Source organism: Halonotius pteroides (assembly GCF_003605635.1).
Classification (GTDB): domain Archaea; phylum Halobacteriota; class Halobacteria; order Halobacteriales; family Haloferacaceae; genus Halonotius; species Halonotius pteroides.
In genome coordinates this window covers 216244-238045 of record NZ_QMDW01000002.1, presented here as the reverse complement: position 1 = coordinate 238045, position 21802 = coordinate 216244, and the positions used below count along the sequence as shown (strand labels likewise).

The following is a 21802-nucleotide window of genomic DNA, read 5'->3' as shown; positions in this document are numbered from 1 at the left end:
GCATATTTGTCTCTGCTACCGAGCTAATGGGCTGTCTGGAGCTTAGGCGATAACGGGTGGCCTGTTCGTTATCCTCACCCTGTGTCACAGCGAGCGTTATCTCTAATCCATCGTGTGGGTTGTGCTGAACCGCATTCTCAACAAGTTCCTCAACTGCGGTTTTGATCTTGGGGTCAGCAGCGACGACGATCTCCTCACCCTCCAGCTGCCACGTAATGGCTTCATTTTCACGTCGATACCGTTCCCCAACCTCATGCACCATCTGTGCGATATCACAGGTTTCGACAGGGGTGGTGATCCGCGTAGCTGACCTCACGGTGTCGATCCACTGTGTCAGATCAAGCAGTTCCGTTACATTTCGAGTAATTCGATCATGGATACGTTGGTCAGCGTCCTTATCATCAACATCAAACTCCGCAAGAAAGCCACTGATAACATTCAATTTATTTCTGAGATTGTGACGCGTGATCCGAGTGAGTACACGGAGGTGTCTTAGGGTCATCTTATACTCCGTGATGTCCCGTACGATGGCTATGACATACAGTTCATCGTTGATCGTAACCTCAGAGAGTCGAACCTCAACCCAAAATAATTCCCCTGTCGGTCGCTTATGCCGCCACTCAAACTGCTGTGAATGTCCGTCCGCAGCGGCTCGAATCCGTTGAACTGCTTCTTCTTGGGAAAATGACTCGGAACTGAACGTAGAGATGTCCATATCCTGTAGCTCGTCTTTCGCATACCCAAAGATGTCTTCTGCATAGTGATTAGCATAGAGAATTCCACCAGTGTGTGGGTCGTGGATCAAGATCCCGACATCCATCGACTCAAACTGGCTCGGTACCTCGTCCATAATCTGTAAATCCTCTATGGGTAATTAAGTATGCATGCTGTATTTGTTAGATAAAACCGATATAAAATTCTAACTTTACTAGGTTCCGAACGCTGGCTGTATCGTATAACACAACGTCCGATCTAACCGCTTGAAAGGGTTTTCGATGACTACACCAACCCCGAAGTGTCCATCGACGCACGTTCCTCACAACGTGTTCTGTCGGAGCCACCGCGGCGGTCGCCGGTTGTCAGAATTTCCTTACCGAAAGCGATACCGCAACTCAACGATTCTTCTGTGACTGTCGTACTCGTTAGCGGCCCACTGGATGGTGGACAGGTGCTCGTATTCGTCGGCTCCTCAAACCGATCCGGCGATCTTGCCACACAACCAGCGTCGCTTTCGTCGGATCAGTGCTTGCCATGCTTTCTGCTCCATTGGGTCACCGCTTCCATTGGTCTATCAGGATACTGAAGTACTGGCCCCCGTATGCTGCCACCAACTGGTCAGTGGATAGGTTAAGACCGGGATAGAAGCACGAACAACGCCCCCCGTCTCACCGTTTTAATCGTCGAACCCGACGCTGGATCGCTGACACTGTCATCTCAAGGAGACTCTCTCCGGTCGTGTCAGCCGGTTGTTGGTAATCCGCAGCGCTCTTACCGTTACCGTAGCTCACCTCACGACGCCGAAGGAACATCACCGGGGTGCTCCCAGGATCGTTATTCATTCCGTGTTGGTCTTGATACGTGATTTGCAGCTGTTCCCACACGTCATCATCAATACTGCCGCAGGCAATGACCACAACATGAGTGTATGATTTTTGATACTCCCGAACCTGTTCAGCCAGCCGTTTGATCTCATCAGCCACGAGATCCTGTCTGACCGTAATGCCAATTGTATCGCTGACGACGACATCACAATCAAGATCGCTATTCACCCTGTCGACCACGAAGTTACCACCCGAATCGAGGATCTTTCCGCCGCCGGCATTCAGTCGGGCGTCAAGATACTCATGGAGGTCGTCCTGAAACGCAGCCTCCTGTTCGTGTGCTTGCGTCGGTGTCCAATCTCCGAGCGCGGCCGTCACCTCTCGGGCTAACTCTTCCTTTCCGACGATTCCCATCGGCATATGGTATGTAGTCACAGGACGTGCTTAATCTCATGGCCGTTGGAGGGCTGATGCTACGTTTGAACACCTCCACAACAGAGAGCCCGATCGGTCGTTTCAGAAATCCGGCTCTGTTTCGGGTGCAACGCCTTCGTCACCGCCATCGAGGTCGAACTCCTGTCGCAACTCCCGAATCCGATCACGGATGTCGGCGGCGAGTTCGAATTCGAGGTTGTTAGCGGCCTCCTGCATGCGATCTTCCAACTGCTCGATCTGGTGGGCGGCCTCGTCGTCGGTTGTCGGTGCCTCGCTCGCGACGCCGTCGGTGTCGGTTTTCGCCCCCGGCAGGTTCGTCTCGCCGATGGCTTTGTCGATGGTTGTCGGTTCGTGGCCATGCTCCTCGTTGAACTCGCGTTGAATGCGGCGGCGACGCCGGGTTTCGTCGATAGCGGCCTCCATCGCGTCAGTCGTCTCATCGGCATAGAGGACGACTTCGCCGTTGACGTTGCGGGCGGCTCGCCCCATCGTCTGGACGAGTGTTGTCTCCGAGCGGAGAAAGCCCTCCTGATCGGCGTCGAGAATCGCGACGAGTGAGACTTCAGGGATATCCAGCCCTTCACGCAGGAGATTGATTCCGACTAACACGTCGATCTCGCCGAGCCGGAGGCTCCGGATCAACTCGTGGCGTTCCAGCGTGTCGGTTTCGTCGTGCATGTAAGCGACGTTGACGCCGCTTTCCTCGAGATACTCGGTGAGATCTTCGGCCATCCGCTTGGTGAGCGTCGTGACGAGTGTCCGCTCGTCCCGGTCGATCCGCTCGTTGATGCGGTCGGTCAGGTCGTCGATCTGGCCGGTTGCGGGCGCGGTTTCGACGCCGGGATCGACAAGGTAGGTCGGCCGGACAATCTGTTCGGCGACCTGTTCGGAGTGTTCTAGCTCGTAGTCGCCGGGGGTCGCGCTCACGTAGAGCATCCGCTCGGTTTTCTGCTCAAACTCCTCGAAGGTCAGCGGGCGGTTGTCGTAGGCCGTCGGCAGCCGGAACCCGTTTTCGACCAGCGAGTCTTTGCGGGATTTGTCGCCCTCGTACTGACCCTTGATCTGTGGCAAGGTAACGTGTGATTCATCGACAACACACAGGAAATCATCGGGGAAGTAATCGAGCAGCGTGTAGGGGGCCTCACCCGAGTCCCGATCCGACATGTGAACGGAATAGTTCTCGATCCCCGAGCAGTACCCTGTTTCTTGCAGCATCTCGATATCGAAGGTCGTCCGCTCTTCGATCCGCTGGGCCGCGACGAGATCGCCCTCGCGCTCGAAGTACCGAACCCGGTCGTCCATCAGCCGCTCGATCTCCTCGATCGCCTGTTCAAGCGTCCCCTCGGGGATCGAATAATGCTCTGCGGGGTGGATAAGCGCCGCCGGCTCGGTTGATTGTACCTCGCCGGTGAGTGTGTCGATCTTCAGCAGGCGGTCGATCTCATCGCCCCAAAACTCTACACGGACGGCGTAGCGACCGTACATCGGGAAGATCTCGACGGTGTCGCCGCGCACCCGAAAGGAACCCTGCTGGAAGTCAACGTCGTTGCGCTCGTAGTTGAGATCGACCAGCCGACCGAGGAGGTCGTCGCGGTCGATCTGCTGGCCCGTCGTCAGTTCGAGGGCCAGCTTCCGGTAGTTGCCCGGATCGCCGAGCCCATAGATCGCCGAGACGGAGGCGACGACGATCACGTCATCTCGCGTCAACAGCGACCGGGTGGCGGAGTGTCGCAGTCGCTCGATTTCCTCGTTGATCGACATATCCTTGTCGATGTAGGTGTCGGTCTGTTCGACGTACGCCTCCGGCTGGTAGTAGTCGTAGTACGAAACGAAGTATTCGACGGCGTTGTCGGGAAACAGCTCTCGAAACTCCTCGTAGAGCTGGGCCGCCAGCGTCTTGTTGTGCGCTAAGACGAGCGTCGGTGTGTCGAGTTCCTCGATAACCCACGAGACAGTGTTTGTCTTGCCCGAGCCAGTCACGCCGAGCAGCGTCTGTTCGTCCATCCCCGACTCGTAGCCCGCGACCAACTGCTCGATGGCGTCTGGCTGGTCGCCAGCGGGCTCGAACGGCGCGTCGACGGTGAAAGGGCGATCCTCCCCCGGCCGGTCAGGTTGGAGGGGGGCGGCGTCCGCATCACTCATTGGCGATGGTTGGTGGCGAACGCACTTGACGACCCCGGTGGCAGCGATACGTGTCTCGGTGTCAACCCCCTCTGTTTCGACTGCAAAACGCCCACATAGGCTGTGATCGCCCACTGTGTTCGCGGTGATTCGGAGCCATTAGGAGCCCCCGACAACTACAACAATGCGTGACCGTTGGATCCGCCCTCCAAACCGGCCTTCGGCTCCTCGTTGACCGTCCGGCAGACGTGCTGCCGGTCTATCTGCTCGGGATCGGGTTAACCGCCACCGTCCGTGTCCCGCTGGTGGTGTCGATCGGTGCTGTCCTCGTCTTGCTTGTCAACGATGGCCGCCTCGAAGCGCTGGTGACCGAACTCGAATCATACGTTCAAACAACCGATATCGACCCTGCGGCGATGGGCGCAACGCAGCCGGATATCCCAGCAGGGCTCGAATCAGCTGTCGTCGACGTGTTTTCGCCGGCCATCATCGCCCTGTTGGTCGTCGGTGTCGGGAGCGCGCTGCTCGTCGGCGTCGTTGCCACCGGCCTCTCGAATGCGGTCGCTCTTCACGGCATCTACGGCGCGCTCAACGGCGACGACGGGGTTCACACAGCCCTTGCGGGGCTTGTCGCCGACTGGTCGTCGTTTGTCGGGCTGTCGATCCTCCAAACACTGGTTACCGTGCTCGGCCTTGTCCCGATTGTGATCGGTGTGAGTCTGCTTTCACTCTCGCCGGCTGCCGGTGCCACTGCTACCGTCGTCGGCGTTCTCCTCGGCGGCGGCCTCATCGTGGTAAGTTCACTCCTGTTGCTCTTTGCTGGCCAGTCCATCGTCGTCGACGATGTCGGACTGGTCGGTGGTGTTCGCCGGAGTGTGCGCCTTCCCTTCGGACGCCCATGGGCGTTTGCCGGCTATGTTCTTGTCGCGCTCACCGTGTTTGCGGTGCTGTCGATCCTCGGCTCGCTGTTCTCGCTGTTTGGGGTCTCACAGCTCTCGGGACTGGTCGGGCCGCTGCTGTTGTTGCCGTTTCTCGATATCGTGAAGTTTGGCATCTACGCCGATCGGTCGTTCCCGATCGTGGCTGGAGCGGATGACTCGCCGGCGGTCGACTCCTCATCTGTGGCCGCCCCGACCACGCCCCACCGCACTCGTTTCGTCGCCGCCTTCCGCGACGGGGTGGGCGCGCTCGGTGGGTTCCTCCGGCAGGCGCCGCTGTCGGTGCTGTTTGCGACAGCCGTCTTTGCTGCTGCTGCGATCATCGGGTTTCAGACGACAAGCGGCTTTGGTGCGGAGTTTCCGACGCCAGCCGAGCCGAGCATGGTGTTTGGCAGCTACCCCGTCGACACGTTCGTCATGCTGGCGGCCAACAATTGGCTTGTGTCGGCGACGGCCGCCTTCGGTGGGGTTGCCCTCGGCGTGTCAACAGGCGTTGATATGCTGCTCAACGGCGCGCTCATCGGCGGGCTGTACGGCGTTATCGACTCGACGGCGTTCCTCGCGTTGGTCGCCCCACATGGGATCATCGAGCTCCCGGCCATCTTCATCGCCGGCGGGCTCGGGTTCCATATCGCGGCTGTCGCGCTTGACGTTGTCACCGGCCGGGCGACGCTCTCACGATTTGTTGACGCTTTCAGGATGGCCTATCGTGTGTTGCTCGGATTAGCGGTTGTCCTCGTTGTTGCCGCGCTCATCGAGGCGTTTCTGACGCCGATGGTCGCGGCGGCGGTGCTGTGAGTCAACACTCTCGCTTCGTACCGATCTTCTCGGCGACACGGTCGGTTGGCCAGTACTCGATACGGTGCCTGCTTAGCCCCACGACGCTGCCCGAGTGTCTGGCTTTACCGTGCGCTACAATACTATGGGGCAACACCGACGGTTAGCAGCGTGCCCCACGTCCGGTAGCGATCGATCATCGCCGCTCGCGTCTCCCAGTCCTCAGTTGGGAACGCCTCGGCCGGCGGGATGTCGATCTCGCGGTCGGCGATGGTATCCTGTTCAGCAACATGGAGACCGGCCTCGTCAAATGCTGCGCGGTACTCCGCCCTGTTCCAGCGTGTCATCTCGATCGCGATGTTGTCCTGCCAGGTGTGGCTCGCCTCGTTTTCCTCGTAGTAGTTGACCGCACAGTAGAACGTCCCGCCCGGTCGGAGCATCCGCCGGATCTCTGTAAGCGTATGGATCGGATCGCGGGCGTAGTAGAACGCCTCCATCGAGAAGACGTGATCGACGCTGTTGTCGGCCAACGGCAGGGCGTCAAAGTCACCGACAAGAAAGCCGACAGCGTCGTCGTCGGTGTAGTCGGCGGCGTTGCGTGCCATCTCTGGGGCACCGTCGAGGCCGTAGCCGCGGCCGATATCGGCGGTCTCCCGGAGGGCCCGCAGCGCGTAGCCGCTACCCGTCCCAAGGTCGACGACCGCGTCGCCGGCCTCGACTGGCATCCGTGCGAGGACGTGTTTGGCGGTATGCCAGTGGCGATCCTCCATTCCCTTGTCGCGGCCCTCGGCAGCCCAACTGTCGAACTCCTCGCGTGCGCTCATAGTTGGATATTGGTCGCCGATCCCTAAACACATCCCCATTGTCGGCGACAGCCTCCGATTTTATACTGCCGCCGTCCGTGCTCCTCGTATGCGCCCTCGCCACGTGCTTCCCTCCGGGACGCAGCTCAGACGCCAGTTTCGACTGGCTGATTCCGCCCAGCAGCTTGTCGGCGGGTTTCTGTTGGCCGGCCCGTTTGTCGTCACCGAGGAGGTCTGGACGCTAGCGGCGAGTATGAGCCACCTGCAGGCTGCACTCAACGTTCTGCTTGTGTCGCTGATCGGCTACGGTACGCTCTACCAAGCCGACACGAAACGCGACCCCGATGACGAACAGCAGGTCGTCGGGGTGCCGATCCGGTTTATCTCGCTGATGATCGTTGCTTTTGGTTCGGTAGCGATCCTCGCGGGCATCTTCGACGCGCCGGCGACGTTTGTGGGTTCCCCGCCGGCTGTCCCGCTCGCTGAGGTCGCCACGGTCACGTTCCGCGCGATCAGCATCGGCGCGGTGTTTAGCGTTGTTGGGGCGGCAACCGCCGACAGTGTGTTCTAACGCGCTGTCTCAGCCTTCTGTTTCAGGTTCCCTGCCGCACGCTCAGGCGATGCGGTTGTACTGCTCCTGTAGCTTCTCGGCGGCGTCAGCCATCAGTTCCGTCTCGTAGTCGTCGAGCCCCCAGTCAACGACCGTCTCGACGCCGTCGCTGCCGAGTTTTATCGGAACGCCGAAGGCGGTATCGTCGTGACCAAACTCGCCGTCGAGGACGACCGAGCAGGGCAGCACCTCGCCGGTGTCGTTGAGGATGGCCTCGACGGTGTGGGCGACGCCCGTTGCCGGCCCCCACTGGGTCGCGCCCTTCCGCTCGATCACGTCCATCGCCGACTGCTGGAGGTCGGCGAGGATCTCGTCTTTCTCGTCGGCATCGAACTCTGGATCGTGGCCGTTGACGCGCACCTTCGAGAAGACCGGCACCTGTGTGTCGCCGTGTTCGCCGAGAATCGTCGCCTCGACATTTTGCACCTGGGTGTCGAACCGCTGGCTGAGGACGTAGCGGAACCGCGCCGAATCCAGTCGGCCACCGAACCCGATGACGTGGCCTCGCGGGCGGTCACCTGTCTCATAGAGGTGGCGGTTCAGCAGATCGACCGGGTTCGACGTTGTGACGGTGATGAACTCGTCGTTGTGCTCGGCCAGCGACGCGCCGATATCCTCCATGATCGGCGCGTTGTCCTCGGCGAGATCCAGCCGGGTGTCCCCCGGCGAGCGCGGGATGCCTGCGGTGATGACGACCACGTCGCTGCCGGCGGTGTCGGCGTACTCGCCCTGCCGGACGACCGTGTTTGAGTCGTAGGCGATCCCGTGGTTGGTGTCGGCGGCTTGCCCGACCGTCTTGTCTTCCATATCCGGGATATCGACGAAAACGAGTTCGTCGACGACATCTTGGAGTGCGAGGCTGTAGCCTGCTGCCGCGCCGACGGTGCCGGCGGCACCGACGATTGATACTTTTGTCATGGGTTGGTATGCGCCCGGATTTCGAGTAAGCGTTTCGGTGCGACAGGTTGGAGCCGCTGTGTTTTTCCGGACACCACCCTTTCGTCGGAGTATGAGCGACTTCGATAAGGAAGCAGAACGCGAGAAGCTCCGGAAGAAGTACGCCGACGACGAGGACAAGCGGGCCAACACCAAGCGGATGAGCGAGCTGCTGTTGAAAGGGGCGACGATGACAAATCAGCACTGCGACAGCTGCGGTGATCCCCTGTTCCGACATAACGGCCAGACGTTCTGCCCGACCTGTCAAGCCGACAGCCAACAGGCGGCTGTCAAAAGCGACGGAACACAGCAGCCCATCACCGACCAGCCGGGTGACACTGATACCCCCCGACCCGCGGATGCTGAGTCGACACCTGAGCAGCCAGCCGATACCACCGCACAGCCGAGTCAGTCGACACCAAGCCAACCCACAACAAACGGCCAGTCGACGCAGGCCGACACTCAACCCACTATCAACACGCCACAATCGCCGGCCATGCAGTCGTCGCAACCAACCGCCACCCAATCGTCACAGTCGACGCCACAATCATCCCAATCGACGCCACAGCCGTCGTCGCCGGCAACCGCTGGCGATAGTGGCCTTCACGACGCTCGGCAGTCGCTTGCGGCCACCGTCACACGATTCTCTCAGCGCGCGGCTGAGACCGATGATCCCCGCCGTGCGAAGAAACTCTTGTCGGCCGCCCGTGAAGCCGCCGAGACGTTGCGTGCACTCGAATTCAACTAAGGCTCGTACTCACTCCCGACAACCTCACGAATTTTCTCCGCGGTCACCTCGCCGACGCCGTCGGCTTCCAGTAGGTCGTCCTCCCGTGCGGTCATCACGGCTTCGACCGTTCCGAACTCCTCAAGCAGTGACCGCGCGGTCACCGGGCCGATGTCGGCGATCGAGGCAACGACGTACTCCTGTTGTTCGGCGGTCGTTTTCGTGCTCTTTTCGCCGTGAACCGAGACTTCTCGATCGCGGGTTTCCTGTTCGCGGCGGGCGATTGTCGCCAGCAACTCCGCGGTGTCGCTCTCGTCGTCGGTGCGGAGGATGCTCGCGTTGAAATCGACCGCCAGACTCGACAGCGCGCCACGGATCGCGTTCGGGTGGACGTTGCGCTCGCCGTAGAGGTCGTCGCCCTCGACGATGACGATAGGGCGGCTGTAGTTGCGGACGAGGTCGCCGACCTGCTCGAACATCGAGCGGTCGCCGCCGGTCAGCGTATCGAGGAAGTCCGCGACCGATTTGCGCTCGACGGCGACACGATCCGACAGCACGTAGTCGCCGACTGCCAGCGTTTCGAGCCGCGTTGTGACCTCCTCGCGCTTCGAGAGGTCGCGGGCGACCGTCGACTCCAACTCGCGTTGGTCGGCGACGATCTCGACCTCGTCAGTGCCGGTGCCGGCGTTGGCAACGATTTCGTCGTCGGCGTCGTCGGTGCTGTCGCTATTTTGGCTGTCTGTGTTGCTGCCGTTGATAGCGTTGATGTCGCTCTCGGTGGTCTGTTCATCCTCGGTCTCGTTTGTCTCGCTTTCGTCCTCGGCTTTGCCGAAATCCGCTAAGCCGGGCTGGCTCCCGGCGTCGCTGCCGCCGTTTGTCGCTATCGACGGAGTGGTGCTATCGCTCGTGTCGCCGGCCTCGCCGTCGAACTGATCGAGCGCGGATTGAGAGTCGTCTAACTCCGCTTCGACCTCGTCGGCGACGCCTTTCAGCTTCCGGAGCTCCGACTCCATCTGTTTCTCCTTGCGGCGGGCGATCCAGAAGTACGCCTCGTCGCGGGTGTCGTTGGCCAGCAGGACGACGACGCGGCCGGTCGTCTGCCGCCCCGTTCGCCCTTTCCGCTGGATCGACCGGATCGCTGTCGGCACCGGCTCGTAGAACAGCACGAGATCGACTTCCGGTACGTCAAGCCCTTCCTCGGCGACTGAGGTCGAGACCAGGACATCAAATTCGTTGTTGCGGAACCGGTCTAAGGTCTCCTGCTGTTCGGTCTGGGTCATCCCGTCGGAGCCCTCCTTGTCGCCTTGGCCGACGAACCGCTCGGTGTCGAAGTGCTGGCCGAGGAATTCGGTCAGGGCTTCAGCGGTGTCCCGCGATTCGGTGAAGACGATCACGCGCTCGCCGTTGTTGATGCCCAGCGTCTCGGCCAGCAGGATTCGCGTCTGGGAGAACTTGGGATGGCGGTCGTCGAACGACTCGATCTTCCGCATCGCCTCGCGAACCTTCGGCTCAGCAACGAGTCGCTGGCTGGCCTTCGACGCGCCCGAACTCTCGGCGGCGTTGCGCTGGCGTTCGAAATACCGCCGGACGGATTCGACGCTCTGGGTTTCGACGAGTGTCACTGCCCGCCGGAGCTTCATGATCTCGGCGTGCGTTGACATCCCCTGATACCCCTCCGACTGGTCGTTGTCCATCAGCTTTCGTAACTCCGCGCTGATCTTGTTGAGCTGTTTCTGGGAGATGTCAGGGCTCGTCGCCTTCGTCACGCCGAGTTCGCGTAGTTGTTCGAGTCGATCCGAGATCACCTCGTTGAGGCCGTCCCGAATATCGAGCAGTTCCTGTGGGAGGTCGATCCGTTTCCACTCGACATCGGTGTCGTGGGTGAACTCGTCAACGTCGGCGTCGTCTTCGGTCATCACCTCGACGCCGTCGAGACCGAGGTTCTCACAGATGGTCTCGATATCTTCTTTTGTGCCGCCCGGCGACGCGCTCATCGCTGTCACGAGCGGCCGCTCGGCGTCGGCGTGGTACCGCTCGGCGATGTAGACGTAGGCGTAGTCGCCGGTGCCGCGGTGGCACTCGTCGAAGGTGAGATGCGTCACGTCGGCCAGTGAAATCCGGTTGCCGACGAGGTCGTTTTCGACCACCTGTGGCGTGGCGATGACGATTTGGGCTGAGTCGAACAGTTCAGCGCGATCCTCGGGCCGCGTCTCGCCGGTGAAGACGACGATCTCGTCGTCGGGGATCTGCAAGGCCTCGCGGTAGAATTCGGCGTGCTGGGAGACGAGCGGTTTCGTCGGTGCGAGCAGCAGCGCGGTGCCGCCGACTTCCTGTAGCCGCTCGGCCGTCACGAGCAGGCTGACCGTCGTTTTCCCGAGCCCGGTCGGCAGACAGACGAGCGTGTGGCCCTGTTTCGCGGCGTCGGCCAACTGGAGTTGATAGAGCCGCCGCTCGATGAACTCGTCGGTGAGCAGTGGATGGTCGATGTAGCCAACATCCTCGGTGGCCGCCATTATTGACGGTTAGACAGCATCGGGCTTAAGGGTTCGCTGAGCGGGGCGGAAGTAGAATGGGGTGTTTGAACAGATAGCTGAGTGCTGTGTGTACGTATAGAAAGCCCTCGCCGCGCTGTGCTCCCGGGACTCGCTGTGCTTCTCGCTCACTTCGTTCGCTGCGGTGCTTACGTCGTCCGGGTTCGCCCAGCGCGTCTCGCCCTTTCAGTCCGCCAGGGCGTGGCTTGATCGGTTAGTCGATCAGTAATACGTTTTTCCGTACTGCTGTCGATCCATCCACGTCACGACCGCGACGTGCGGCAGCGTCAACACGGCGATGCCGACGAGATAGATCGCCAGCAACGCGTTCAGCGAGCCGTCGGTCGGCACCCAGACGTACAGCCCGACGAACAGCGCGAGCGAGGCTATCGTCAGCGGCGTCGCATCCCGATAGAACCGCCAGAGCGCGGCCGGCCACTCGCCGGCGTCGAGTGCCTGTTGCGCGGCCGGATCGACGATCGCCAGCCGACCGATATGTCGCACCGCATGCCAAACGGCGAAATATAGTCCGACCGCAAACACCGGCGGGACGAGCCAAAAGAATACCCACAACACCCCGATTTCCACTGCGTCCCACACCAGCCCCTCCGCGGATGTGTCACCCTGCCACACATGGCGAGCCGTCCACAGCAGGCTACTGAGGGTGAATACCCCAAATCCGACCCCGAGGGCGAGTCGCGTGTCCAACCGAAATAAGGGGGTTACCGCGGCTGTCGCCGTCGGATCGAATAGTGCGATGATGCCGTTGACGACCCGTTGGTAGCCCTCCGGTTGGCCGAGCAGCGGCACCAACATCGGCAGCCCGCCGCGGACGATCAGTGACGCCCAGCGGTCGCTTCGCGTGCGAATGTGCCCGGCATCGCCGAAGGCTCGCAGCGCGAAGGCGTCGCCCTGCCCCCAGTGGAACCATGTCATCCCGATAAACGCCACCAGCGCGACAGCCGGCGAGATCGCCCAGACCGCAAGATACAGGCCACCTAAGATGGCATAAACGATGCTCACGACCGCTAGCGACCGTCCCAGTGCGGTGTCGCTGAGCCGAACCGGCATCAGATGATCGACCGCGCCGTGTGGGAGGCCGAACAGCCCGACGCTCACCACAAACGGCGCAAAGCGGACAACTCTCGGAAGTTCATCAAGGAACAGCCCAACCGGGATCAGCAGTGCGATCACGGCAATCGGCAGCGTCATCGTCAGCCGACCGACAGCCGAATCGCGGTGCCATGTGGCCTCCATACTAGTGAGACAGCGGCAAGCGTGAAGAGTTCGGGGCGTCCTCGTTAGCTGTTGTCGACGGCCGCCGACAGGACACCGCGCGATTCGAGTAGGTCGCCTAACTCCGCCATCGTCGCCACCACGTCGTCGCAGGCGGGTTCGACGGCCGGTTTCGGCTCGAAGCCGACCGCGAGGCCGGCGACCTCTAACATCGGCAGGTCGTTCGCGCCGTCGCCGACGGCGACCGTCTCGTCCATCTCGACGCCGAGGTCGGCGGCGAGGGCTTCGAGTTGGTCGTCTTTCGTCCCCTCGATGAGCGGGCCGGTGACCTCGCCAGTCAACTCGCCGTCTTCGATTGGCAGGGCGTTGGCGACGATGTGGTCGACCTCGGTGCCCGCGTCGTTGAGGGCGTGGGCGACGCCGCGCTCGAAGCCGCCGGTGAAGATGGCGACCGTGTGGCCCGCCTCGCGCAGGCGGTCGATTACGTCGGCAGCACCGGGCCGGAGCACGACCTCGCTGTAGGCGTCGTCGGCGTCGGCCTCGCTCAGCCCGGCCAGTAGTTCCGCGCGACTGCGCAGGCTTTCGGCGTAGCTGAGTTGGTCGTTCATCGCTCGCTCGGTGATGTCGGCCATCTCGTCGGCGACGCCAAGCTGTTCGCCCAGCAGCACGGTCATCTCCGAGTCCGACAGCGTGCCATCAAAATCGAACGCAATGAGACTCATTAATCGTATTTCGCGGGCGGGGGATGAAAAACACCCGTCTTCGCCTGATCGGCCTCGTCGGTAGTTGACCTGGCTTATCGGCGGTCGATCCCGGGGCGTTTAATTTGTCGGCGACGCTACCGTCAACAATGGCTGAGGCCTACCGCGGCGTCATCGGTGCGTTCCCCTACGCCTTCCGGCAGGGTGATTCGCTGTTTTTCAGGCTCTATGTTATCGTTGGCACGCTGGCCGCGCTCTTTATCGGTGGGCTGTTCACCCTCGCGTTGGTCGTCTGGATCGGCCAGACGGCATCAACGCCGGGCGGCTCGTTGACGCTGTCGCGGACGTTTATCGCCGTCGTCGGCTTGTTCACCGCCGGGCCGCTGCTCGCGCCGACGCTGCTGGTCGCCCGCAAACACCGCAAGGGACTGTCGTATCACCCCCGTTACGACACGATCATGGCGGTGCTCGGCTGCGTCTTCTTGATTTCGCTGTACGTCGCGGCGATCATCTCGATGCCCGAGTCGTTTACCCTCGACGGTGAGGTGGTCACCCGTCCGCAACCGAGTGGGCTTACCGCCCCGATCGTTGCTCTTCTGTATGCGATCCCGCAGATCGGCGCGATCGCGCCGCCAGCCGGCCTATTAGGCGTAATGACTGCCGTCCACTACGTTCTCTCACGATAACGCGAGTGTTTTCTGCCGGGTCGAAACCGACAACACGCCCCCGCTGCTACCAGTGTGTATGACCGACGAGTCGACACCCGACCCGAAGAAGAGCACGTTTCTCGTCACCCATGCTGACGACGACTCGGCCGTCCTGAAGGATGTCCATGACGGCCAGGTACACACCCTCGCCTCAAACCCCGGCGTTGAGACCGACGACGCTATCGAGGGGACGGTCGCCCCTGAGCCGCCGATGGCGGTCTCGTGGCAACTCACCGAGATCGATGAGCGACGGTCGCTGTCGATTGAGGAAAGCGCGGAGCCGCCGACCGCCCGCGAACAGGAGCTGGCCGCCGAGCAGCCGGTTGGCGAGTTGACGACCGAACCGCGAGCCGGCACCGGCGAGCTACACATCCTGACCGTCCCCGATGCGGACACCGCCACCGCCGTCGACGACGTGATCGATGACCGGGAAGCGACCCTGTCTCGGGCCGCTCGGCTGGGCATCAACCGCGTTGAGGTTCGGTCTGAACCCGGTGTCGTCAGCGTTCGATACCTGCCGTAGTCCGCCCCAGACCGCCGCTGCCACCGTGTTTTGCCCCAGGAATATGAGAAGGCTTATTCAAGCCTGTATTCCACCGACAATATGGCTCAGCTTTCGGTACCGACCGTCGACTACACCCAGTACTCGAACCGCCAGCTGGTGGCGGTGCCGCTGGCGTTGCTCGCGGTCGCGCTGCTCGTAATCGGTGGCTGGTATCTGCTCACCGGCGCGCCGGCGAACCTCGGTTTGGAGTTCGTCGGTGGCTCGGAGATTCGGATCGACGACCCCGGCGACAACGCCGCCCAACAGATTGAAACGGCGTTCAGTGCCCAACCGGATTCGGTGCGACAGATCGCGGCCGACGACACCTACATTCTCACCTTCTCTGAGGGGGCTGTCGACACGCCTGACGGCGGCAATCAACTCAGCGTCTTAGAACAACAGGCCGAGGCGGCGGGCTTTTCGATTCAGGCCAGCTCCTCGGTGTCACCGAGCTTCGGGGCGAATACCCAGACGATCGCCCTCGGCGGCGTTCTCGTCGCGTTCCTCGGGATGAGCGTGCTGGTGTTCGTGATGTTCCGCAGCATCGCGCCATCGGTCGCGGTCATCGCCTCAGCGTTTTCCGACGTGGTGTTGCCGCTGGCGATGATGAACCTGCTTGGGATCAACCTCTCACTCGGAACGGTCGCCGCCTTGCTCATGTTGATCGGGTACAGCGTCGACTCGGACATCCTCCTCAACAACAGCATCCTTCGGGAGTCCGGTGACTTCTATGAGTCGACCAGCCGGGCGATGCGAACCGGGGTGACGATGACCTTGACCTCGATCGCGGCGATGGCCGTGATGACCGTCGCGGCGTATCTCTTCGGCATTCAGATCATGACCGCCATCGGGATCGTCCTCGTCGTCGGTCTGCTTGCCGATCTGATGAACACCTATCTGTTGAACGTGAGTCTGCTGCGCTGGTATGTCAACCGCGGGGTGAACGCATGATCGAGAAGCTCAAATCCAACTGGCGGCTGACGCTGCTGACGGTCATCCTGCTGGTGTCGCTGTTTATGATATTTTCGCCGACGATGGCCCCACAGACAAACGTCGGCGGTGAGAACGCCACCACCGGCGACCGACTCACAAACCTCCAGTACGGCCTGGATCTTGCCGGTGGCACCCGCATCCGCGCGCCGCTGATCGGGATGACCGCCGAAAACGTTGTGATCGGTAACGAATCTCCCACGAACGTCGCGGCCGCCGTCGCCAACGAACTGCCCAACAGCGATACGACAGACGTGACGGTCAGACGCGGGACGATCAATGGCCCGACCGTCGAGGCTGTCGACCCCAACGTGTCGGAAGCACAGTTTGGCGAGGCCCTCGGTGGGGCGGGCTACAGCTACGAGACGATCCGTGATGGCCTCACCCAAGAGACCCGCGATGAGGCGATCAACGTCATCGAAGGGAAGGTCAATCAGGCCGGCCTCTCGGGGGCCAGCGTCCAGCAGGTCACCGACGGCACCGGCTTCTTCATTCTCATCGAGGTACCAGGACAGGATCGAAGCGATGTGATCGATCTGATCGAACAACGCGGGAACGTTCGGATCGACATCTACCACGATAACAACGGCGACGGCGAGTATGTCACCGAACGCGCCGTGTTGACGCAGGATGACTTCGCCTCGATCAGCAACGCCCGCCAACCCGACGACCGGAGCCCGAACCCCCGCGTGCCGGTCTCGATCAGGCAGGAAAACAGCATCGCTGAAACATTCCAATCAAGCGTCGTCGAGACCGGTGTCGCCCAGCCGGGCGGGGCGGTCTGTCGCTACGAGGAGAGTCCACAGAACACTGATTCGTGTCTCCAACTCGTCGTCGACGGCGACGTGATCAACTCCTTCGGGATGAACGGCGACCTCGCAAACAGTATGCGAACCGGCGACTGGGCACGGAGCCCGAGCTTCGTGTTGACAACGACCTCCTTTGAGGAAGCCCAAGAGATCGCCATCAACCTCCGGGCTGGCGCGCTGCCGGCCCCGTTGGCGATCGATCAAGGGACGACCTCGTTTGTCTCGCCGACCCAGGGTGAGAACTTCCGTACCGACTCGCTGATTATCGGGATTCTCGCTATCCTCACCGTCTCCGGGGTCGTCTTTGCCCGCTACCGCGAACCGCAGGTCGCCGCACCGATGGTTCTAACGGCGTTCTCCGAGGTGTTGATCCTGCTTGGCTTTGCCGCCTACCTCGGCTACCCGCTGGATCTGTCGGTTATCGCGAGCTTTATCGCCGTTCTTGGAACCGGGGTCGACGACCTCGTGATCATCGCCGATGGGGTGATGGCCGAGGGCGATGTCTCCAGTAACCGCGTCTTCAGCTCGCGGTTCAAGAAGGCCTTCTGGGTCATCGGTGTTGCCGCCGCAACGACGGTTATCGCCATGTCGCCGCTGGCAGTGCTGTCGTTGGGTGATCTTCGCGGCTTTGCTATCTTCACGATCCTCGGCGTACTGGTTGGGGTCTTTGTCACCCGCCCGGCCTACGGCGACATCCTCCGGAATCTGCTAACGAAACGCTAACCCATACGTTCTTTTTGATCGCTGTCAAAACCCCGGTGATGCCCTCCACTGACGACGACACAGCGCTTGATCCCGAGACCGAGGCCGCGATCAGACGCGTGGTTCGTGAAGAGCTCCAACAGCAGGGTGGCACCGACGTTCGTGGTGCGGTTCGTGCGATCACTCAGATCGGTGGTGGGCTGTTGGTCGGCTGGATCGGCCTTGCAGCCGTTACCGGTGGGCTTATTGCCAGCGATGCGCCGCTGGGAGCGTTTGGTCTCCTTGCTGTTGTGATGCTCCTGTTGATCGCCTACGGCTGGCGACTGCCGCCGTTCCGTTAGAACTCCGCTAGGTTGGACTGCTCGGCGGCGGTCACCACGTCCTCACAAGTTGCCCACGACGTACGCGCACAGGCCGGCAGCTCACCGCGGCGGTCGACGTATTTGGCGAGGAACTCGCGGGTGGTCGGATCGCTCGGATAGCCGCTGCCGATGTCGCGGTCGTAGTTTTCACCAATGGCGTCGATCCGGCTGTCGCGTTCGACCTTGGCGATGATGCTGGCCGCGCCCACCAGCCGACTGGCTTCGTCGGCACCGTGCTCGGCTGTCACGTCGATCGCAACGCTGTTATCGGCGGCACCGTCGGCAACACGACGCGTGAACCGTGATTCCGACACGTCGCCGGCGTCGACGAGCGCGTGGTCGCCCTCGCCGGCGACCTCACTGAGGGCTCGCACCTGCGCGGCAACCGTCAGGCTGTTCATATCCGTCTCTGGATCGTCGATCTCGTCGGTGGTGACAACACCGAGGCCGACTCCGACCGCCGACGATTCCTGGAGTTCCGCCGCGATCGACTCGCGTGTGGCTGCGGTCAGTCGCTTTGAGTCGTCGATCCCGTCGGGGAGATCGCTGTCGTCGGCGCGAACGGCCGCAGCGACCATCGGGCCCAAGACCGGGCCTTTGCCGGCTTCGTCGACGCCGATCTGATACGCTGACATCGCTGTCTACGTGTTGTCCTCGTCGCTACCGATGAAAAATTCCTCGCGCTCGAAGGACTCCTCGGTGCCCTCGACGGCGAGCACGTCGAGTGCGGTCACCGTCGCGCCGACGCCGAGCAGGCCCGCGAGACTCGGTTCGGTTCGCCCGTCGTCGCTGGAGATGAGTTCCTTGATGTAGAGGCCGCCTTCGCCGTGGATGTCGACCGTCGCATGGCGGGCGTCATCGTGTTCGGCACTCGCCGACAGTACGTCGCGGGTGCGGGTTTTGCTCGCCCGTCGATGGTCGACGCGCTGTGGGGTCTCCTGTTTGATCGTCGCGCCGTCGATCTCGTTGATCGCGTTAGTGAGATCCGTTTCGCTCACGCCGGCGTCGAACTCGACGGCGGCCCGGTAGGTTTTCGAGGCGTCGAGCCCTTTGACGCGTTCGACCATCTCGTAGCCGGCCAGCCGCAGCCCCTCGACTTCGACCTTGCCGTCGGCGAAGGCGTTGATGTCGGCTTCCAGTTCGCCGGCATCAACCCGCCGGCGGTGTGGTTCGTCGATCTCGATCACGAACGGCCGACCCGTGCCGAGCATCTTTGCGTCTACGTCTTCTCGGCCCGCGCCGTGGAACGTTGCGTCGGAACCGTCCATCGCCTCCTCAACGACGGGTGCGGTCAGCTGCTCAACGCTTTCGGGGTAAAGATACCCCTCGCCGCCGCAGTGATCGCAGGGCTCGCCGCGCCGCCGGCCGCTGCCGTGACACTCCCGGCAGGGCCACTCTGTCTGGGGGATCTCACGTTCGAGCTTGCGGTACCGGCCGTAGACGAACGCGGAGTTGATCTGACTGTCGACACGATCGTTTGCGAGATCAAGGGTGAACTGGATATCGGGGCGGTCGAAGTCGACCTCGGTGTCGGTTTGCCGGCCGAGTCGCTTGCCAACCTCCCGGTTAAAATTCGATTTGAACAGCTCGCCGGCGTCCGGGTCAACGCCGGCGTCCTCGCGTAACAGCCGGTCGTTTTCCTCGATCAGCGGCGGCGTTCGGGTACCGACCTGGTAGGTATCAAAGCCAACGGTTTGGACGGCGGCGACCGCCCGGTCGGCCCACTCCTCGAAGCGGCCACACTCGCCGTCACAGACCCAACACTCCTCGGGGGGAACCGTCTCGTAGGGCTCGTCGTCGGCGATGGCGACGGCGGTGCGCAACCCGCTTCCCCGATCGGCGTTCGAGAGCCCAAAGCTCCGGTCGGCGAACACACGGCCCAGACAGCTATCACAGACCGGGCCGGCGTCGATGACCGCGCGAGTCTCGGCAAGAGCGTCCATACAGAATGAGGTGGCGGCGGTAGTAATTGTCTTGCCCTTCACACCACTCTTCGCTGGGGATTGCTGTGTTGATACAACCCACACCATCGTCCGACCGCGCAGTATTTACCCCGCCCGACCATATCGAAAGTATACAATATGACTGAGTCTACTGAGCCGATCACGGAGCTGCCGGACTCCCTCACTCGGCTCCACGATGACCCTGTTGACGCCGCAACGACGCTTCGCGAACGCGCCGGCGACACTGACGTGGCCGAACAGGTTGGCTGTCTCTTTGCTGCCCTCTCGAACCCTCAGCGGCTCCAACTGTTGTGGGCACTACGAGACGGCGAATGCTGTGTCTGTGAACTTCAAACCGCCCTTGATGCGCCACAGTCGACAGTCGCCTCCCATCTCCGGTGTCTAACTGACGCCGGGCTTGTCAGCACCCGCAAGGACGGCAAATGGAGCTACTATCGACCGGCCGACCCTGCTGTCTTTGAGTTGGTCGATGACGCGCTGGCGATCGCCGACGTGGAGGCAACCGAATGAGCCAGTCATCACCAGCGCTTACCATCGAGAATCTCCGCAAAGAGTACGACGATGTGACCGCCCTTGACGGCGTCTCGTTGACCGTCCCTGAGGGGAGTTTCTTCGGCCTACTTGGCCCCAACGGCGCGGGGAAAACGACGTTTATCAACATCCTCGTCGGGCTCGTCCGCAAATCCGGCGGCACTGCCCGTGTCTTCGGCCACGACGTCGAGGCCGACTACCAACAGACGCGCAACGCCATCGGGCTTGCCCCCCAGGAGTTCAATGTCGACCGGTTCTTCCCGATTCGCGAAGTTCTAGAGCACAAGGCCGGCTACCACGGGATCCCTGCCGAGGAGGCCACAGCACGAGCCGACGAGGTGCTCAAACAGGTTGGGATCTACGACAAACGCGACACCCGCTTCGATTGGCTCTCCGGCGGCATGAAACGTCGCTTCCTGCTGGCGCGGGCACTTATCACCGATCCCGATCTCCTGATTCTCGATGAACCCACAGCCGGCGTCGACGTACAGCTTCGCCGCGATCTCTGGGAGCTGGTTACCGACCTCAACGATCAAGGGAAAACGATCCTGCTGACAACCCACTACATCGAGGAGGCCGAACGCCTCTGTGATGAGGTCGCCATCCTTGATTCCGGTCAGGTGCGGGCGGTGGCGACGCCCGACGAACTGAAGAACCGCGGCACCGACCAGATCGTGGTCGAACTCCGCGAGCCGCCAACAACGCTACCGGCACTGCTCGCCGGCGACGACCGCGTTGAGGCCATTGACCGCGACGGCCACCAACTCACCGTCACCGCCCGCAACGGTGGACTGGTCGCCCCGCAACTCGTCCGTGAACTCGACGGTGAAGGCATCGAGATCGTCGATCTTGAAATCACCCGCACCTCTCTTGAGGAAATCTTCGTCGAGATGACGCGTCACGACGACACCGCCGACAACGCGGGCGACGACGACAGCGATGGTGAGAACGGTGGCGACAACGATACAGATGAGCCGCTGGCTGAACAGCAGGTCGCCCCCGACGGAGGCCAGCGATGAGCGTTGTCGACCGTGCGGCAGCGGCCGCAGGCGTCCCGACCGGTTTCTACACGCTGGTCAAACGCGAGATCCTCCGCTATGTCCGTCGGCCGAAAAACACCTTCATCCCGCCGTTTATTACGAACGTGCTGTACTTCTCGGTGTTTGGCGTCGTCCTCGGGGATCGTGTCGGCGAGATCACCGGCGTTCCGTACATCCTGTTCATTCTGCCGGGGCTCGTCGTCCTCGGGGCGGTGTCGAACGCCTTCGAGAACGCCTCGTTTTCGATCTTCCATGGCCGCTGGAACGAGTATATCGACGAGACGCTGACCTCGCCGCTGTCGTACACCCAGATGGTCTGGGCGTACCTGTTGTCGTCGGCGTTGCGGGGTGTGTTAGTCGGAACGCTGATCGGTGTGCTCGGCTTTTTCATCATTGGTGGGCTCTACCAGCCGGTTCCCGTTGAGCAACCGCTGTATCTGGTCGCCTTCCTGTTGGTGATCACGATGCTGTTTTCGAGCCTCGGCATCGTCGGCGGCCTGCTGGCGGAGGATTTCGACGATCTGACGATGATGAACCAGTTCCTGCTCCGCCCGCTGGTGTTCTTCGGGGCGGTGTTTTATTCCCTTGAGGATCTGACGCCGCTGCTCCGTGATTTCTCGCTGTTGAACCCGATGGTCTACATGGTCAACGGTGTGCGGTACGGCTTCCTCGGGATCTCAGAGGTTGATCCACAGCTCTCGTTGGCTCTGTTGATCGGCGGCACCGCCATTGTCGCCGCGCTCAACGTCTGGCTGTTCAAACGCGGCTACGGGCTGACTGACTGACTGAGCAACCGC

Annotated in this window: 21 protein-coding genes; 11 read left to right on the top strand and 10 right to left on the bottom strand. The window is 61.8% G+C overall.

Annotated features, from left to right (window positions below; all coding sequences use genetic code 11):
- The 3 genes from DP106_RS02635 to uvrB all read right to left on the bottom strand — a co-directional run.
- A partial coding sequence (locus DP106_RS02635; RefSeq protein ID WP_120083209.1) for a PAS domain S-box protein occupies positions 1-850 on the bottom strand: 850 nt, incomplete at its 3' end.
- A gap of 535 nt (positions 851-1385) precedes the next feature.
- Complete coding sequence (locus tag DP106_RS02630; protein WP_133305089.1) at positions 1386-1961, bottom strand: hypothetical protein; 576 nt, start codon at positions 1959-1961, stop codon at positions 1386-1388.
- Positions 1962-2057: 96 nt separating this feature from the next.
- Entirely contained in the window at positions 2058-4118 is a 2061-nt protein-coding gene (gene uvrB, locus DP106_RS02625; protein ID WP_120083206.1) for an excinuclease ABC subunit UvrB, read from the bottom strand.
- Positions 4119-4285: 167 nt separating this feature from the next.
- On the opposite strand from uvrB, the gene DP106_RS02620 reads away from it, so the two are divergent.
- Complete coding sequence (locus tag DP106_RS02620) at positions 4286-5833, top strand: stage II sporulation protein M (protein ID WP_120083205.1); 1548 nt, start codon at positions 4286-4288, stop codon at positions 5831-5833.
- A 122-nt stretch (positions 5834-5955) separates the two neighbouring features.
- Here DP106_RS02620 and DP106_RS02615 read toward each other — a convergent pair whose 3' ends face one another.
- Positions 5956-6636 (bottom strand): class I SAM-dependent methyltransferase, encoded by a 681-nt coding sequence (locus DP106_RS02615; RefSeq protein WP_120083204.1) that lies wholly within the window; start codon positions 6634-6636, stop codon positions 5956-5958.
- A gap of 88 nt (positions 6637-6724) precedes the next feature.
- Between DP106_RS02615 and DP106_RS02610 the strand changes: the two genes are divergently transcribed.
- The gene (locus DP106_RS02610; protein ID WP_120083202.1) at positions 6725-7186 is read left to right on the top strand and encodes a DUF2391 family protein; all 462 of its coding nucleotides are present in this window, start codon (positions 6725-6727) and stop codon (positions 7184-7186) included.
- 42 nt (positions 7187-7228) lie between these two features.
- On the opposite strand, the gene mdh is transcribed toward DP106_RS02610, so the two are convergent.
- Positions 7229-8143, bottom strand: a complete 915-nt coding sequence (gene mdh / locus DP106_RS02605) for a malate dehydrogenase (protein WP_120083201.1) — start codon at positions 8141-8143, stop codon at positions 7229-7231.
- Between the two features lie 91 nt (positions 8144-8234).
- Between mdh and DP106_RS02600 the strand changes: the two genes are divergently transcribed.
- Positions 8235-8909, top strand: a complete 675-nt coding sequence (locus tag DP106_RS02600; RefSeq protein ID WP_120083200.1) for an Sjogren's syndrome/scleroderma autoantigen 1 family protein — start codon at positions 8235-8237, stop codon at positions 8907-8909.
- On the opposite strand, the gene DP106_RS02595 is transcribed toward DP106_RS02600, so the two are convergent.
- The 3 genes from DP106_RS02595 to serB form a co-directional block, all read right to left on the bottom strand.
- Positions 8906-11401 (bottom strand): DEAD/DEAH box helicase, encoded by a 2496-nt coding sequence (locus tag DP106_RS02595; protein ID WP_120083199.1) that lies wholly within the window; start codon positions 11399-11401, stop codon positions 8906-8908. The two genes, DP106_RS02600 and DP106_RS02595, sit on opposite strands and share 4 nt — an antisense overlap.
- Before the next feature lie 240 nt (positions 11402-11641).
- On the bottom strand, positions 11642-12676 hold the full coding sequence (locus DP106_RS02590; protein ID WP_120083197.1) for a Brp/Blh family beta-carotene 15,15'-dioxygenase: 1035 nt from the start codon (positions 12674-12676) through the stop codon (positions 11642-11644).
- A 44-nt stretch (positions 12677-12720) separates the two neighbouring features.
- Positions 12721-13377 carry a phosphoserine phosphatase SerB gene (serB, locus tag DP106_RS02585; protein ID WP_120083196.1) on the bottom strand — a complete coding sequence of 219 codons (657 nt, stop codon included), beginning with the start codon at positions 13375-13377 and terminating at the stop codon, positions 12721-12723.
- Between the two features lie 128 nt (positions 13378-13505).
- Between serB and DP106_RS02580 the strand changes: the two genes are divergently transcribed.
- The 5 genes from DP106_RS02580 (at position 13506) to DP106_RS02560 (ending at position 17449) form a co-directional block, all read left to right on the top strand.
- Positions 13506-14042, top strand: a complete 537-nt coding sequence (locus DP106_RS02580) for a hypothetical protein (RefSeq protein WP_120083195.1) — start codon at positions 13506-13508, stop codon at positions 14040-14042.
- 58 nt (positions 14043-14100) lie between these two features.
- Entirely contained in the window at positions 14101-14586 is a 486-nt protein-coding gene (locus tag DP106_RS02575; RefSeq protein ID WP_120083194.1) for a DUF5812 family protein, read from the top strand.
- Between the two features lie 81 nt (positions 14587-14667).
- Entirely contained in the window at positions 14668-15558 is an 891-nt protein-coding gene (gene secF / locus DP106_RS02570) for a protein translocase subunit SecF (protein WP_120083193.1), read from the top strand.
- Entirely contained in the window at positions 15555-17129 is a 1575-nt protein-coding gene (locus DP106_RS02565; RefSeq protein WP_276310051.1) for a preprotein translocase subunit SecD, read from the top strand. The genes secF and DP106_RS02565 overlap by 4 nt, the downstream gene beginning before the upstream one ends.
- 38 nt (positions 17130-17167) lie before the next feature.
- Positions 17168-17449: a hypothetical protein gene (locus DP106_RS02560; RefSeq protein ID WP_120083191.1), complete on the top strand. Its 282-nt coding sequence runs from the start codon at positions 17168-17170 to the stop codon at positions 17447-17449.
- Here DP106_RS02560 and rnhB read toward each other — a convergent pair.
- A complete protein-coding gene (gene rnhB, locus DP106_RS02555; protein ID WP_120083190.1) occupies positions 17446-18105 on the bottom strand; it encodes a ribonuclease HII in 660 nt (219 codons plus the stop codon). The two genes, DP106_RS02560 and rnhB, sit on opposite strands and share 4 nt — an antisense overlap.
- Before the next feature lie 6 nt (positions 18106-18111).
- The gene (locus DP106_RS02550; RefSeq protein WP_120083189.1) at positions 18112-19413 is read right to left on the bottom strand and encodes a tRNA pseudouridine(54/55) synthase Pus10; all 1302 of its coding nucleotides are present in this window, start codon (positions 19411-19413) and stop codon (positions 18112-18114) included.
- 138 nt (positions 19414-19551) lie between these two features.
- Here DP106_RS02550 and DP106_RS02545 point away from each other — a divergent pair, with 138 nt between their 5' ends.
- Genes DP106_RS02545 through DP106_RS02535 form a run of 3 tightly spaced genes read left to right on the top strand, consistent with a single transcriptional unit; the run spans position 19552 to position 21790 of the window.
- Entirely contained in the window at positions 19552-19944 is a 393-nt protein-coding gene (locus tag DP106_RS02545; protein ID WP_120083188.1) for an ArsR/SmtB family transcription factor, read from the top strand.
- On the top strand, positions 19941-20984 hold the full coding sequence (locus DP106_RS02540; protein WP_120083187.1) for an ABC transporter ATP-binding protein: 1044 nt from the start codon (positions 19941-19943) through the stop codon (positions 20982-20984). Before DP106_RS02545 ends, DP106_RS02540 begins: the two co-directional genes overlap by 4 nt.
- Entirely contained in the window at positions 20981-21790 is an 810-nt protein-coding gene (locus tag DP106_RS02535) for an ABC transporter permease (RefSeq protein ID WP_120083185.1), read from the top strand. The genes DP106_RS02540 and DP106_RS02535 overlap by 4 nt, the downstream gene beginning before the upstream one ends.
- The last annotated feature ends 12 nt before the right edge of the window (positions 21791-21802 follow it).

Coding starts and splice junctions, on each gene's coding strand:
- DP106_RS02630 (WP_133305089.1), bottom strand. CDS start 1,961: ATGCCGATGGGAATCGTCGGAAAGGAAGAGTTAGCCCGAGAGGTGACG.
- uvrB (WP_120083206.1), bottom strand. CDS start 4,118: ATGAGTGATGCGGACGCCGCCCCCCTCCAACCTGACCGGCCGGGGGAG.
- DP106_RS02615 (WP_120083204.1), bottom strand. CDS start 6,636: ATGAGCGCACGCGAGGAGTTCGACAGTTGGGCTGCCGAGGGCCGCGAC.
- DP106_RS02610 (WP_120083202.1), top strand. CDS start 6,725: ATGCGCCCTCGCCACGTGCTTCCCTCCGGGACGCAGCTCAGACGCCAG.
- mdh (WP_120083201.1), bottom strand. CDS start 8,143: ATGACAAAAGTATCAATCGTCGGTGCCGCCGGCACCGTCGGCGCGGCA.
- DP106_RS02600 (WP_120083200.1), top strand. CDS start 8,235: ATGAGCGACTTCGATAAGGAAGCAGAACGCGAGAAGCTCCGGAAGAAG.
- DP106_RS02595 (WP_120083199.1), bottom strand. CDS start 11,401: ATGGCGGCCACCGAGGATGTTGGCTACATCGACCATCCACTGCTCACC.
- DP106_RS02590 (WP_120083197.1), bottom strand. CDS start 12,676: ATGGAGGCCACATGGCACCGCGATTCGGCTGTCGGTCGGCTGACGATG.
- serB (WP_120083196.1), bottom strand. CDS start 13,377: ATGAGTCTCATTGCGTTCGATTTTGATGGCACGCTGTCGGACTCGGAG.
- DP106_RS02580 (WP_120083195.1), top strand. CDS start 13,506: ATGGCTGAGGCCTACCGCGGCGTCATCGGTGCGTTCCCCTACGCCTTC.
- DP106_RS02575 (WP_120083194.1), top strand. CDS start 14,101: ATGACCGACGAGTCGACACCCGACCCGAAGAAGAGCACGTTTCTCGTC.
- secF (WP_120083193.1), top strand. CDS start 14,668: ATGGCTCAGCTTTCGGTACCGACCGTCGACTACACCCAGTACTCGAAC.
- DP106_RS02565 (WP_276310051.1), top strand. CDS start 15,555: ATGATCGAGAAGCTCAAATCCAACTGGCGGCTGACGCTGCTGACGGTC.
- DP106_RS02560 (WP_120083191.1), top strand. CDS start 17,168: ATGCCCTCCACTGACGACGACACAGCGCTTGATCCCGAGACCGAGGCC.
- rnhB (WP_120083190.1), bottom strand. CDS start 18,105: ATGTCAGCGTATCAGATCGGCGTCGACGAAGCCGGCAAAGGCCCGGTC.
- DP106_RS02550 (WP_120083189.1), bottom strand. CDS start 19,413: ATGGACGCTCTTGCCGAGACTCGCGCGGTCATCGACGCCGGCCCGGTC.
- DP106_RS02545 (WP_120083188.1), top strand. CDS start 19,552: ATGACTGAGTCTACTGAGCCGATCACGGAGCTGCCGGACTCCCTCACT.
- DP106_RS02540 (WP_120083187.1), top strand. CDS start 19,941: ATGAGCCAGTCATCACCAGCGCTTACCATCGAGAATCTCCGCAAAGAG.
- DP106_RS02535 (WP_120083185.1), top strand. CDS start 20,981: ATGAGCGTTGTCGACCGTGCGGCAGCGGCCGCAGGCGTCCCGACCGGT.